We start from the raw sequence: 13882 nt of genomic DNA on the forward strand, positions 1-13882 counted from the left end.
AGCCGGTATGCGTGGGTTCTACATCGGTCGGTTCCAGCCCTACCACGACGGCCACCACCACATGGTCGCCGAGATCGCCGAGCAGGTCGACGAGTTGGTCCTCGGCATCGGGAGTGCGGGCGACTCTCACACCCGTCGGAACCCGTTTACCGCAGGCGAACGCGTGATGATGATCACCAAGTCGGTCGCGGAGTTCGATATGCCGACCTACGTGGTCCCTATCGAGGACCTCGAACGCAACTCGGTGTGGGTCAGCCACGTCCAGAGTATGTCGCCGGCCTTCGACGTCGCCTTCTCGAACAACCCGCTGGTGATCCGGCTCTTCAAGGAGGCCGGCATCGAGGTCCGCCAGTCGCCGATGTTCCACCGCGAGGTACTCGAAGGAACGGAACTCCGCGAACGGATGATTGACGGCGGCGACTGGGCCTCGCTGGTCCCCGATCCCGCCGCCGCGGTCATCCGGGAGTGCGACGGCGTCGACCGGATCCGGCAGGTGACCGACGACGACGGGGCCGCCGACTGAGATGCTGACGCTGGCCTCAGACTTCGGCTCGCCGTACCCCGCGGCGATGAAGGGCGTGATCTGCTCCCGGACCGACGCCCAGCTGGTCGACGTCGCCCACGACCTCCCCAGACAGGACCCACGGGCCGCCGCCTTCTGGCTCCGGGAGACCCTGCCGCACTTCCCGCCGGCAGTGCATCTCGCGGTCGTCGACCCCGGCGTGGGGACCGACCGCCGCGCTGTCGCCCTCCGCGTCGGCGACCACGCTCTCGTCGCCCCCGACAACGGCCTGCTGCGGCCGGTGGCCCGTCGATTCGCTGACCGCAACGGGACCGAAATCGAGGCCTTCGAGATCACTGTCGAGGAGCCGACCTCCTCGACGTTCCACGGCCGGGATGTCTTCGCTCCTGTGGCGGCCGCCATCCACGAGCATGGCGTCGACCGGACCAGCGAGGTCGGTATGCTGTCGCCGATCGCTCTCGAATCCTGTGTCGACCTGCGATTCCCCGACCCGACCCGCGAGGGCGACACCATTCGCGGCGAGGTGCTGGTGGTCGACGACTTCGGGAACGTCATCACGAACGTGCCGGGTGCGGAGATCGTGGACGTCGAGTCAGCTACCGTCGACGGCGTCTCGGCCCCGGTCGTCGACACCTTCGACCGGGTCGCGGCCGGGGGACGGCTGCTGACGGTCGGCAGTCACGGTTACGTCGAGTGCGACGTCAACCGGGGTCGTGGCGACGAGGCGTTCGGACTCGACGTCGGCGACGCCGTCGAGATCGTGGTGGGCTGAGCCCCCGACGAGCGGCACGTTCTTTCGGCTGGCGACCCAACAGGTCGTATGCACGTCGTTGTTCTCGGAGCCGGCTACGCTGGTGTGACGCTCACTCGCAAACTCGAGAGTTCCCTGCCGGCCGCGGTCGATCTCACGCTCGTCGACGAACACGAGCGCCATCTGGTCCAACACGAGGTCCACCGCGCCATCCGGCGGCCCTCGATCGTCGACGCCATCGAAGTGCCGCTCGACTCGCTGTTCGATCGGGCCGAAATCGTCACCGCCCGCATCGAGGACGTCGACCCCGAGGCCAACCGCGTCGTCCTCGACTCCGGGGAGACCATCGACTACGATTACGCCGGGCTCTGTCTGGGTGCCGACACGGCCGACTACGGACTGCCGGGGGTCGCCGACTACGGCCTCCCGCTGAAGTCGGTCGACGACGCCGAAGCCATCCGCGAGAGGGCCCTCGAAGCCATCGACGCCGGCGATGAGGCCCGGTTCGTCGTCGGCGGGGCGGGGCTCTCGGGCGTCCAAGTCGCCGGGGAGTTGGCAACACTCGCCGAAGAGGAGGGTGCGGCCGACCGCATCGAGATCGTCGTCCTCGAACAGTTGGAGTCGGTCGCCCCGGCGTTTCCAGCGGCGTTCCAAGACGCCGTGGCCGAGGCGCTGGCCGCCCGCGGGGTCGAGATCCGAACCGAGACGGCCGTGAGCGAGGCCACCGACTCGACCGTCGAGACGCGCCACGAGCGAACGGGCACCGAGCGGTCGGTCGACTACGACCTGTTCGTCTGGACCGGCGGCATCGGTGGCGCGGCGGCGATGGCCGGCGACCGGCCGATCGTCCGGGCCGATCTTCGCTTGACGGAGTCGACGTTCGCGCTGGGCGATGCGGCGCGGGTGGTCGACGCCGACGGCGAGGCCGTGCCCGCCAGCGCCTCGGCGGCGATCCGGGCGGCCCCCGTGGCCGCCTCGAACATCACGCGACTGGTCGGCTGGGAACTCGACGACCGGACGGGGTTCGAACCCCGTATGGAGCTGTTCCGGTTCGACGTGCCGGGGTGGATCGTTTCGGTCGGCGACGGCGCGGTCGCCCAAGTCGGCCCGAAAGTTGTGACCGGCAAACCGGCGAAGGCGCTGAAAGCCAGCGTCGGCGCGGGCTACCTGACCTCGGTGCAGGCGATCCGTCAGGCGACGGAGTTGGTCGGCGAGGAACTAAACGCCTGACCCGGAGCGCATTTATCGCCCGCCGGTCGACTGCCGACAGTGACAGTCCGGCTCGCATTCGAGGACGGCACGCTCCGCATCTCCAGCGACCGCGAGAGCGATCCACCGCTCGGCGGCCTGCCGGGTGTCGAGGCCGACCCGCGGACCGAGACGGTTCGTGCGCCTGCCCATTTCTATGCACAGCTCCGGGACGTACTTCGGGAACTCGACGCCGACGTCGACGACCGGATCTCTCCTAGCGAGTCGCTGACTCTCTCGACCGCCTACGAACTCCGTGACTACCAGCAGGCGGCTCTCGATTCGTGGGTCGACAGCAACCGCCGCGGCGTGCTCGAACTCCCGACGGGAGCCGGCAAAACCGTCATCGCGCTGGCCGCGATTGCCCAAACTGGAACCCCGACGCTCGTCGTCGTCCCGACGATCGACCTCCTCGAACAGTGGCAGCGCGAACTCGAAACCGAGTTCGACGTGCCGATCGGTCGACTGGGCGGCGGCGAACAACGCGTCGAAGACGTGACGGTTACCACCTACGACTCGGCCTACTTGCGCGCTGACGAACTCGGCGACCGCTTCGGGCTTGTCGTCTTCGACGAGGTCCACCACCTCGGCGCGGAAGGCTACCAAGATATTGCTCGCCTCATGACCGCGCCGGACCGACTCGGCCTCACGGCCACCTTCGAGCGCCCCGACGGCGCACACGAGGCGATCCGGGAATTGGTCGGCCCGCGAGTCTACAGGATCGACGTCGACGACCTCGCCGGCGACCACCTCGCACCGTACGAGATCCGCCGGATAGAGGTCGAACTCACGCCGGAGGAGCGCGCCGCGTACGACGAGGCCCAGGGGACGTTCGTCGACTACGTCCGCCAGTCAAACATCTCGTTTTCGAGCGGCAGCGACTACCTCCAGTTGGTCAAACGCTCGGGGAACGACCCCGCGGCTCGCGAGGCCCTGCTGGCCAAACAGCGGGCCCGCGAGCTGATGATGAACGCCGAAAACAAGCGCCACCAGCTCGCCCGCATTCTTGACCGCCACCGCGAGGATCGGATCATCGTCTTCACCGCCCACACCGAACTGGTCTACCGGCTCTCCGAGCGGTTCCTGCTGCCGGCGATCACCAACGAGACCGGAGCCAGCGAGCGCCGCGAGATCCTCGACCGGTTCCGCGAGGGGACCTACAGCCGGATCGTCGCGGCCAACGTCCTCGACGAGGGCGTCGACGTGCCCGACGCCAACGTCGCTGTGGTCCTCTCGGGCAGCGGCAGCGAACGCGAGTTTACCCAGCGACTCGGCCGGATTCTCCGGCCGAAGGACGACGGCGGTCGGGCCGTGCTCTACGAACTCGTGAGTGCCGAAACTGCCGAAGAGCGGGTCGCGGAGCGTCGACGCTGACCCGGATTGGGACGACCGCTCCTCGGGGCGTTTATAAATAATCGGTGGCTAACAAGCAGTCGTGCTGACCAAGGACCTCCTTCGCGTCTCCCGTCGTGGCGGCCGGTACCGCCCGGAGTTTATCGGCTGCGAGGTACGACCCCTCGCTGCCCGACTCATCGGCACCTATCGGGAGCACGTCGACGAGCCGCGCCGCGCTGTCGACGAGGCCGTCGAAGCCATCGAACGCGAAGCGGAGGATTTCAAACTCGTCCGCGGGCTGGCGGCGCTGCTGGACCGCGAGGCTAGCTTCGAGACGGTCGCGCCGCTGCCGCCGGAGCGGACGCGACGGCGGGTCTTCGAGGCCGCCGAGACCGTCGGCGTCGCCACCAGCGACGAGCGCGAGGAGGCGCTTATAAATGCGGCCGACGGGCTGGCAGTGGGTGTCGACGCTGTTGAGGACTCGTTGTATGCCGACCGCGACTGCAACCAGCGGCTCACCGCCTTCGAGAGTCGGTGGGACCCCGACGACCTGATCGAGCAGTACAACCTCTCGCTGTCCCAGACCGCACTGTTCGACGCTACCGAGGTCGCAGTCACGAGCGACGACCCTCGCGGGCTCGTTGCGGCGATCAAACGACTGGGATTGATGTACGAGATCGACCGCGAGGAGCGGGCGGATGGCGACGACGAGCGGACGGTGGTCGTCACCGGACCCGACCGACTGTTTCGGCGCACCCGCCGCTATGGGACGGCCTTCGCCCGACTGCTTCGGTCGGTCGCCACGAGCGGCGAGTGGGAGCTTCGGGCGACGATTGACGACCGCGGCACCGAACGCGAGTTGGTGCTCACCGAACGCGACGTGTCGGTACCGGGCGTCGACCCCATCGCCGAGCCGAGCTACGATAGCGGCGTCGAGCGCGACTTCGCCGCCCGGTTTTCGAGTCTCGACCTCGACTGGGAGCTTCGCCGCGAGCCCGATCTCCTGGAGGCGGGGACGAGCGTGATGATCCCGGATTTCGCCTTCGACTACCGGTACGCCGACTTCCGCGTCTATTTCGAAGTGATGGGGTTTTGGACACCCGAATACGTCGACAAGAAGCTCGGTCAGCTCGAAGCGGTCGAAGACGTCGACCTCGTCGTCGCGGTCGACGACTCGCTGGGTGTCGGCGAGGAAATCGAGGCGACCGACCACCGGGCGATCCCCTACTCGGGGACGGTCCGGGTGAAAGACGTGGTCGACGTCCTGCGGGAATACGAAGCCGACCTCATCGACGAAGCCGCCGCCGAGTTGCCAGACGAACTCTCCCCAGAGGCTGACGTGATCGAACTGGACGCCCTCGCCGGCGAGTACGCGGTGTCGGTCGACGTGATCGAAGACCGGACGTTTCCGGACCACCGGCGTGTCGGCCAGTGGTTGGTTCGCCCGGCTGTGCTGTCGTCTATCGCCGAAGAATTGTCCGAAGGAATGTCGTTTGCGGATACCGAGGCGGTCATCGACGACTACGGTGTGACCGACGCCAGCGCGGTGCTGGCAGCGGTCGGCTACCGCGTCGAATGGGAGGGGCTGACCGGTGGCGTACTCAAAAGCCGGTAGGCGGGAACCGACTGCCGCGGGCTTTTTGCGCGTTCGATGCGTCCGCTAGCTATGGTCCTCAAACGATTGCTCGGTTCGAAGTGGTCGCGTCTGTTCAGTCTCGTGTCGGTGCTCGTCAGTGGGGTTCGGGCACTGATCGGGGGTGACAGACGGATCGGCGCGCTGTTGATCGGGATCGCACTGTTGGCCTACCGGTGGTCGCCGCTCGGCATCGCGGTGACGATCCTGATGCACCAGTTCGGCGACGAGATACGCAACTGGGCGATGGGGCGGTCCCAACCGGAGCCCTGAGCTACCGCACCGGCAGTTCTTCCTGATTACCTTTCGGCACCGTCGACCGGAGCTCGTCGTAGACGTACAACCCAACTCCGATCGGCTCCGGCTCTCCGGCGAGTTCGTGACTCGCAATGAGGTAGCCCCAGTCGCCGTCCCACTCGGGGAAGTCCTGATCCTCGCCGCGGGCGAAGGTCGCTGCCTGTTCCGGCGTGAGGTCGACCACGTTCTTCGTCGCGTGGTGGCCGAACCGCTGGACCGCGCTGTGGGTCGGCTTCCAGTGTTCCTGTCGCGTCCGGAGGACGGTCATCCCAAGCCCCTCGATCCGGATCGGCGTCGGCATCTCGTCGGCGAAGATCCAGATCTTGCCCTTGCCCTTCTCCCAGAACGAAAAGCCCTCGAAGACCGCAGGCTCGATGCCGAATCGCTCCTCAAAGAAGTCGATCACTTCCGCGCGGGAGGCCCGGCCTTCGACTTCGCGGTCGCCGGGCGTGGCGGGCAGTCGACCGAACCGCTGGCCGACGTTGTCTCGGAGTTCCTCGCCGTCGCTACTCTCGCCGTCGCCGGTCTCAGGGTCGCTCATGCGGTCACCTCCAGTTTCGCACAGTAGAACCCGCCCGTATCGTTGAGATGTGGATAGATCCGGTGGGTCCGTTCGACGCTCGGGTCGTACTCGTCGTCCTCCCACTCGGTGACGCCCGGCCGCGATTCGAGGGGGTTCTCGAAGTCGACGACCTCACAATCTTCGGTGTCGAGGACGTGGTCGACGACGGCCTCGTTTTCCTCCGGCGCAAAGGTGCACGTCGAATAAACGACGGTGCCGCCGGGCTTGGTGGCTTGGATCGCCCGCGAGAGGATGCCCTTCTGGACGGCCGCGACGCTGTGGACGTGCTCGAGGGTCCACTGGTCGAGGGTGTCGGGGTTCTTGCGGATCGTCCCCTCACAGGAGCAGGGCGCGTCGACGATCGCGCGGTCGAACTCCTTGAAGCCGAAGGGTTTCAGCGAGAAGTTGCGGCCGTCCTGTTTCGTCACGACGAGGTTCGTCACGCCGAGGCGTTCGGCGTTGTGCCGGAGCGCCGAGAGTCGGCCGAGGTTGTTGTCGTTGCCGATGACGACTCCCTTGTCGTCCATCATCGCCGACAGTTGGGTGGTCTTGCTGCCCGGTGCGGCACAGCTATCCCAGACCTTCTCGCCGGGTTGGGGATCGAGCGCGATCGCTGGCAGCGCCGAGACCTCCTCTTGGCCGTGGAGCCAGCCGTGGAAGTAGGGCCACGACGTGCCCGGTCCGCGTTCGTCGAGTCGCAGCAGTTGGGGGTTCCAGTCGACTGCCTCGTAGCCGACCCCTGCTTCGTCGAGGGCCGCTCGCGCACGGTCGGGTGCAGACCGGATCGTGTTGACGCGGACGACCGACGGCAGGGGGCGCTCGCAGGCGTCGAAAAAGGCCTCCCGGTCGTCGACGAGCGGGGCATACCGCTCTAACGGATTCATAGCCTCCCTTTCGAGTGGCCCCGTTAGTCCGTTTCGGAGTCGGCGCTGTGGCTGCGGTCGACCGAAGCCGGGTCGGCACCAACGATTACGTACCGGGGTGGCATAGCGCCTCCATGGCACGGATCGACATCGTCGACGAGAAATCCTCGCTGGACAGCCCCGTACTGGTCGAGGGGTTCCCCGGCGTCGGGTTGGTCGGCAAGATGGCCGTCGACCACCTGATCGCCACCTTCGAGATGGACCACTATGCCAACGTCTACTGTGACAGCCTGCCGCCGGTGGCGACCTATCAGGAGGACACTCGGGGGCTGGTGACGCCCGTCCGGCTCTACGTCGACACCGAGCGGGATCTGTTGGCCCTCCAGAGCGACGTGCCCATCGGCCCGGATGCGGCCACCGAGTTCGGGAACTGTGTCAGAGACTGGTTCGACGACGGCGAGCTACTGCCGGTCTACATCTCCGGCCTCCCGCGACAGACCGAGGCACCGCCGGCGTTGTACGGTGTCGCAACCGACGACACTGCCGGCGACCGGCTCACCGACGCCGGGGTCGACCAGCCCGCCGAGATGGGGCTGATCTCGGGGCCGACCGGCGCGCTGCTGGCCCACGCGACCGAACACGACACCACGGCGGTCGGCCTCGTCGTCGAGTCGAACCCACAGCTCCCCGATCCGATCGCCTCGCAGGTCGTCATCGACGGCGGGATCGAACCCATCGCCGACATCGAGGTGCCGACCGAGGACCTCTCGGCGCGGGCCGAGGAGATCGAGCAGGCCCGCCAGCAGCTGATCCAGCGGATGCAGCAGGCGACCGACGACAGCAGTCGCGCCCAACCGCTGCGGATGTATCAGTAGCCGATCGGGGTCGTTTCTGAATCCTTAAACCGCCGAAGCGACTGGACCGCAACATGAGCGATGACCCAGCAGCGGTCGACGAATCGGCTGCCGAACCGACTGACGAGGAGGACGCCGAGGCCGACGTGGCCGAGACTGCTGGCACCGAGATGTTCGAGGAAGAAGAGGAAGAAGAAGAGATCACCGACGACGAACGGACTGTCGACGATCTCGAAGCCCGGATCGAGGAGCTGGAAACCGAGCTCGACGAAAAGGACGCGGAGATCGACGAGCTCACCGAGAAGCTCCAGCGCTCGCGGGCTGACTTCCAGAACTACAAAAAGCGAATGGAAGACAAACAGGAGGAAATGCAGGCCCGCGCGACCGAGGATCTCGTCTCCCGCTTTACGAAGATCCGGGGCAACCTCGTCCGCGCGCTCGATCAGGACGAAGACGCCGACATTCGGCCGGGCATCCAGTCGACCCTCGACGAGTTCGACGCCATCCTCCGGGAGGAGAACGTCGAGATCATCTCCCCCGAACCGGGCGACGAGGTCGACCCCCAGCGTCACGAAGTGATGATGCGGGTCGAGGGCGACCAGCCCGACGGCACCATCGTCGACGTCTATCAGGACGGCTACGAGATGGCGGGCAAGGTCCTGCAGGCCGCCCAAGTGACAGTCAGCAGCGACGACACCTGATCGAAGGTCGCGACCGTGTCGGTTGAGATGCGGTCATACTAAATCTGTCGTGCCAGTCGAATTCGGATCACGATAATCGCAAGACGGCGGCGGTACGGGCAGCGGGCTTGTGTCGCAGTATCTAGTAACCTTTAACCGAGACAAGCCGGTAATTGAGACCAACATGGCCAGCGAGAAGATTCTCGGTATTGACCTTGGTACCACGAACAGCGCGTTCGCGGTTATGGAAGGTGGAGAGCCGGAGATCATCGTCAACTCCGAGGGCGAACGGACGACTCCCTCGGTGGTCGCGTTCTCCGACGACGACGAGCGCCTGATCGGAAAGCCCGCGAAAAACCAGGCCGTCCAGAACCCCGACAAGACTATCCAGTCGATCAAACGGCACATGGGCGAGGAGGACTACGAGGTCGAGGTTGAGGGCGACTCCTACACGCCCGAGCAGATCTCGGCGATGATCCTCCAGAAGATCAAGCATGACGCCGAGGAGTACCTCGGCCACGACGTCGAAAAAGCCGTCATCACGGTCCCGGCGTACTTCAACGACAAGCAGCGTCAGGCGACGAAAAACGCCGGCCAGATCGCCGGCCTCGAGGTCGAGCGCATCGTCAACGAGCCGACCGCCGCCTCGATGGCCTACGGGCTCGACGACGAGTCCGATCAAACAGTCTTGGTCTACGACCTCGGGGGCGGCACCTTCGACGTTTCCGTTCTCGAACTCGGCGGCGGCGTCTACGACGTGGTCGCCACCAACGGGGACAACGACCTCGGTGGCGACGACTGGGACGAGGCGATCATCGACCACCTCGCCGAGGAGTTCCAAAACGACCACGGGATCGACCTCCGGGAGGACCGACAGGCCCTCCAGCGACTCAAGGAGGCCGCCGAAGAGGCCAAGATCGAACTCTCTTCGCGCAAGGAGGCCAAGATCAACCTCCCGTTCATCACGGCCACGGACTCGGGGCCAGTCCACCTCGAAACCTCGATCACGCGGGCGACCTTCGAGAACATCACCTCGGACCTGATCGACCGGACGGTCGCACCGACCGAACAGGCCATCGAGGACGCCGATATCTCCGACAGCGACATCGACGAGGTCATCCTCGTCGGCGGGTCGACCCGGATGCCCCAGGTCGCAGAGAAGGTCGAGGAGATCATCGGTCAAGAACCCAAAAAGAACGTCAATCCCGACGAGGCGGTCGCACTGGGCGCGGCGATTCAGGGCGGCGTGCTCGCAGGCGACGTCGACGATATCGTCCTGCTCGACGTGACGCCGCTCTCGCTGGGGATCGAGGTCAAAGGCGGGCTCTTCGAGCGACTCATCGACAAGAACACGACGATCCCGACCGACGCCTCGAAGGTCTTCACCACTGCAGCGGACAACCAGACCTCGGTGCAGGTCCGGGTCTTCCAGGGCGAGCGTGAGATCGCCAACGAGAACGAACTGCTCGGCGAGTTCATGCTGAGCGGGATCCCCCCGGCCCCGGCTGGCACCCCCCAGATCGAAGTCGAGTTCTCGATCGACGCCGACGGCATCGTCAACGTCTCGGCGGAGGATCAAGGCTCGGGCAACGCCGAGTCGATCACCATCGAGGGCGGCGCGGGGCTCTCCGACGAGGAAGTCGAGCGCATGCAGGAAGAAGCCGAGAAACACGCCGAGGAGGATCAAGAACGCCGCGAGCGGATCGAGGCCCGCAACGAGGCCGAGGGCGCGATCCAGCGCGCCGAATCGCTGCTCGAAGAGAACGAAGAGCAGGTCGACGACGACCTCGAAGCCGACATCCGCGATGCGATCGACGATGTCGAGGACGTGCTCGAAGACGACGACGCCGAAACCGAGGCGCTCCAAGAGGCCACCGAAGCCCTCTCGGAGGAACTCCAGGAGATCGGCAAGCAGATGTACCAACAGCAGGCCCAGCAGGCACAGGCCGGTGCCGGCGGCGCAGGCGCGGCCGGCGAGGGCGGCTTCGGTCCCGGCGCCGAGGGCGCGGCCGGCGAAGGCGACGAGTACGTCGACGCCGACTTCGAGGACGCCGAGGACAAAGACGAGTAACCGTCGCTGAGGTCCGGTTGCGGTTTTCGTTTTTATTTACTCGACAGTCCGAATCGACGACCAGTCGATCCAACGGACATCCGACCTTTGACCTCTGACGCCGAAGCCAGTGGCATGTCCGCCAGTCGACCCAACGTTCTCCTGCTGTTGACCGATCAAGAGCGCGCCGACCTCGTGGCTCCCGACGGCCTGCCGGTCGAGACGCCGAACGTCGACCGACTGCGCGCGGAGGGAATGTGGTTCGAATCGGCCTACACGCCGACGAGCATCTGCACGAGCGCCAGAGCCACTTTGTTAACCGGCCTGTACCCGCACGCCCACGGCCTGCTCAACAACAGCCACGAGGCTGATGCGATCCGGGCTGACCTCCCCGAATCGCTCCCGACGTTCGGTGAACTGCTCGCCGAGAGTGGCTACACCAACACCTACCTCGGCAAGTGGCACGTCAGCAACAACCACACACCCGGCGATTTCGGGTTTCGCTACTTCGGCGGGAGCGACTACCACCACGACAACTTCGAGGTCGCCTTCGAGCACTACCGCGAGTCACAGGGAATCAGGGTTCCCGAAGCCGATGTCGACGATCGGCTCTACACCGGCTCGGGTGCCGACGGTGCCCTCGTCGCCGGCACCGATCCCGTCCCGGTGGAGGCTTCCCGACCGTACTTTCTGGCCGAGCGGACGATCAACGCGCTGGAGCGCTGGGTCGACGACGACAGCCCGTGTTTCCACCGAACCGACTTCCTCGGCCCCCACCATCCATATGTCGTCCCCGAACCCTACGCCTCGATGTACGATCCGAGCGAGATCGAGCCGTGGGGCAACTACGCCGAGACCTTCGACGGCAAGCCGCGGGTCCACGAGCAGTATCTCCGGTATCGGGGCGTCGAGGGGTTCGACTGGGAGACGTGGGCCGAAGCCGTCGCCAAATACTTCGGCTTCATGACGCTGATCGACGACCAGATCGGCCGGGTTCTCGATGCGCTCGACGAACTCGGCCTCGTCGAGGAGACGGTCGTCGTCCACACCTCGGATCACGGCGACCTCACCGGCTCTCACCGCCTGTTCAACAAGGGGCCGATGATGTACGAGGAGACCTACCGGATTCCCCTCGTGGTCCGGTGGCCGGGCGTCGTTGAGCCCGGCAGCCAGTCGACCGAGTTCGTCCGCCTGCAGGACCTCATGCCGACGTTTCTGGAGTGGGCCGGGGTCGACGCCCCCGAGGACCTCCACGCCCGGAGTATCCAGCCCCTCCTACGGGGCGAGACGCCCGTCGACTGGCCCGACTCGGTGTACGCCCAGTACCACGGCGACGAGTTCGGCCTCTACAGCCAGCGGCTCGTCCGGACCGACCGGTACAAGTTCGTCTACAACGGTCCGGACCGAAACGAGTTCTACGATCTGGCCGCCGACCCGCACGAACTCCACAATCTCGTCGACCATCCGGCCTACGCGGACGTGCAAGACGACATGGCCCGACGGCTGGTCGGCTGGATGGATCGGGTCGACGATTCGCTCCGCCAGTGGGTGCCGACGGCGCTCGGTAGTTAGAGGTAGCCTAACTCGGCGAGTCGTTGCTCTGTGGCGGCGCTCACTTCGGCACCGCTCCCGGTTGGCTGGTCCCGCTCGACACTACCCAGCCAGTCGTCGAGTCGCGTGTCGAGCCGTGCGGCCAGCGCCGGCCGCCGATCGGTTCGGTCGTGGTGTTCACCCGCCTCGCCGGCCGGATACAGCCACTGGGAGCCGTCCGATCCCCTGATGTATGTCCCCTGATCGGTGCGAATCGCTCGGAGCGAGCGGTCGAACTGCCGGACTGTCGCGGGGAGGTCGCCGAATCTGGTTTCGAGCGCCGCGACCGTAGGCCGGGGTTGGACGTGTTCGGCGTAGACGGCCGTCCGTGGCGTCGTCGACGACGGATGCACCGACTGTCCCTGACACTGCATCGATAGCTTCGAGACCGAAACCCCGGTCGTCTCCAGCAGCGTCGGCACGAGATCGAGCAGTTGAACGTACTGTTCATACTGATCGCCGTCTCGAAAGGGGCCGCCGGCGATCACCAGCGGCACGTGGAGGAGGTTTTCGTGGAGGTTGTACTGGTGACCGAAAAAACCGTATTCGCCGATGTTTTCGCCGTGGTCGCCGACCACGACGACGACCGTCTGCTCCCACTCGCCGGCCGCCCGAAGCGACTCCCGGAGCCGGTCCAACTGGGCGTCGACGTAGGCGATCTCGCCCCGATAGAGCCCCCGAAGCAGCTCCCAGTCCCGATCGGAGAGCTCGTACTCGCCGACGTCGAACGCCCGTGGGGCCTGCCGGAGTTGCCGCGCTGCGTCGACCGCTGCCGGCGAGAGGAACCGCTCGGCGTACGCCCGTGGGGGGTCGTAGGGGATGTGGGGTTCGATGTAGTTACAGAAGAGGAAAAACGGCCGGTCGCCCTCGCGACTTCTGAGCCACCCGTCGACCCAGTCGGTCGTCCGGGCGGCACCGTCGTCCTCGCGGAGCCGCTCATAGACCACGTTCGCCAGCGTAGACACCGGATTTCCGGTGGTTAGTAGCTTTTTAACCGAGGTTAGTCGGTTGCTAACCCCGGTGGCACGGACGACGGCCCCGGTGTCGACGTCGGATTGTACGTACTGCCAGCCTTTGCGGAACCGCTCGAAGCCGCGGTCGAAGCCGAACTCGCCGGTGATCCAGCAGTTGTTGGAGATCCCGACCGTCTCGTAGCCTGCCGACTGGAAGGCCTCCGGCAGCGTTTCGTGATCGGTATCGAGATACGTGTGACCGCCGTGGGCCCCGTGAGCGGCAGTGTAGAGCCCGGTGAACAGCGAGGCGTGAGCGGGAAGCGTCCATGGGGCACTGGTGTAAGCGCGAGTGAACTCGGTTCCCGCGTCTGCAAGCGACGCCAGTGTGGGCGTCACGTCGGCGTCGGCGGGGACGGTGTCGACCCCCCGCGCGGTGTCCATGACGACGAGCACGACGTTCGGCCGGCCGTCCCCGTCGCCGACCGGATGGGGCTCGGCTGTCTCGTGAGGGCTACTGTCGGGGGTCATGGCGTACGCATACGG

The 13882-nt window shown here is 66.1% G+C and carries 13 protein-coding genes; 10 read left to right on the plus strand and 3 right to left on the minus strand.

The genetic code is table 11. The features are described from left to right. The first annotated feature begins 7 nt into the window (after window positions 1-7). The 6 genes from NKJ34_RS02015 (at window position 8) to NKJ34_RS02040 (ending at window position 5763) form a co-directional block, all read left to right on the plus strand. Window positions 8-523, plus strand: coding sequence for a nicotinamide-nucleotide adenylyltransferase (locus NKJ34_RS02015; RefSeq protein WP_253736583.1), 516 nt, complete (start codon window positions 8-10; stop codon window positions 521-523). 1 nt (window position 524) lies between these two features. Continuing rightward, a complete protein-coding gene (locus NKJ34_RS02020) occupies window positions 525-1295 on the plus strand; it encodes an SAM hydrolase/SAM-dependent halogenase family protein (protein WP_253736584.1) in 771 nt (256 codons plus the stop codon). Window positions 1296-1343: 48 nt separating this feature from the next. Then, window positions 1344-2504 (plus strand): NAD(P)/FAD-dependent oxidoreductase, encoded by a 1161-nt coding sequence (locus NKJ34_RS02025; RefSeq protein ID WP_253736585.1) that lies wholly within the window; start codon window positions 1344-1346, stop codon window positions 2502-2504. Between the two features lie 39 nt (window positions 2505-2543). Beyond that, window positions 2544-3896 carry a DEAD/DEAH box helicase gene (locus NKJ34_RS02030; protein WP_253736586.1) on the plus strand — a complete coding sequence of 451 codons (1353 nt, stop codon included), beginning with the start codon at window positions 2544-2546 and terminating at the stop codon, window positions 3894-3896. Between the two features lie 61 nt (window positions 3897-3957). Further along, the gene (locus NKJ34_RS02035) at window positions 3958-5472 is read left to right on the plus strand and encodes a DUF790 family protein (RefSeq protein ID WP_253736587.1); all 1515 of its coding nucleotides are present in this window, start codon (window positions 3958-3960) and stop codon (window positions 5470-5472) included. Between the two features lie 51 nt (window positions 5473-5523). Next, window positions 5524-5763, plus strand: coding sequence for a hypothetical protein (locus tag NKJ34_RS02040; protein WP_253736588.1), 240 nt, complete (start codon window positions 5524-5526; stop codon window positions 5761-5763). 1 nt (window position 5764) lies between these two features. Here the strand turns inward: NKJ34_RS02040 and NKJ34_RS02045 are convergent, their stop codons facing one another. Both NKJ34_RS02045 and NKJ34_RS02050 read right to left on the minus strand, forming a co-directional pair. Beyond that, window positions 5765-6328 carry a DUF7122 family protein gene (locus NKJ34_RS02045; RefSeq protein WP_253736589.1) on the minus strand — a complete coding sequence of 188 codons (564 nt, stop codon included), beginning with the start codon at window positions 6326-6328 and terminating at the stop codon, window positions 5765-5767. Continuing rightward, complete coding sequence (locus tag NKJ34_RS02050; RefSeq protein WP_253736590.1) at window positions 6325-7233, minus strand: RsmB/NOP family class I SAM-dependent RNA methyltransferase; 909 nt, start codon at window positions 7231-7233, stop codon at window positions 6325-6327. The genes NKJ34_RS02045 and NKJ34_RS02050 overlap by 4 nt, the downstream gene beginning before the upstream one ends. Before the next feature lie 113 nt (window positions 7234-7346). Here NKJ34_RS02050 and NKJ34_RS02055 point away from each other — a divergent pair, with 113 nt between their 5' ends. The 4 genes from NKJ34_RS02055 to NKJ34_RS02070 all read left to right on the plus strand — a co-directional run bounded on the left by NKJ34_RS02055 (window position 7347) and on the right by NKJ34_RS02070 (window position 12368). Then, entirely contained in the window at window positions 7347-8087 is a 741-nt protein-coding gene (locus NKJ34_RS02055) for a proteasome assembly chaperone family protein (protein WP_253736591.1), read from the plus strand. 53 nt (window positions 8088-8140) lie between these two features. Further along, on the plus strand, window positions 8141-8767 hold the full coding sequence (locus NKJ34_RS02060) for a nucleotide exchange factor GrpE (RefSeq protein WP_253736592.1): 627 nt from the start codon (window positions 8141-8143) through the stop codon (window positions 8765-8767). Window positions 8768-8930: 163 nt separating this feature from the next. Then, window positions 8931-10817 carry a molecular chaperone DnaK gene (gene dnaK, locus NKJ34_RS02065; RefSeq protein WP_253736593.1) on the plus strand — a complete coding sequence of 629 codons (1887 nt, stop codon included), beginning with the start codon at window positions 8931-8933 and terminating at the stop codon, window positions 10815-10817. Between the two features lie 114 nt (window positions 10818-10931). Continuing rightward, a complete protein-coding gene (locus NKJ34_RS02070) occupies window positions 10932-12368 on the plus strand; it encodes a sulfatase family protein (RefSeq protein ID WP_253736594.1) in 1437 nt (478 codons plus the stop codon). On the opposite strand, the gene NKJ34_RS02075 is transcribed toward NKJ34_RS02070, so the two are convergent. After that, window positions 12365-13867, minus strand: a complete 1503-nt coding sequence (locus NKJ34_RS02075; RefSeq protein ID WP_253736595.1) for a sulfatase — start codon at window positions 13865-13867, stop codon at window positions 12365-12367. The genes NKJ34_RS02070 and NKJ34_RS02075 overlap by 4 nt on opposite strands. Between the last annotated feature and the right edge of the window lie 15 nt (window positions 13868-13882).

The organism is Halohasta salina (assembly GCF_024178165.1).
Classification (GTDB): domain Archaea; phylum Halobacteriota; class Halobacteria; order Halobacteriales; family Haloferacaceae; genus Halohasta; species Halohasta salina.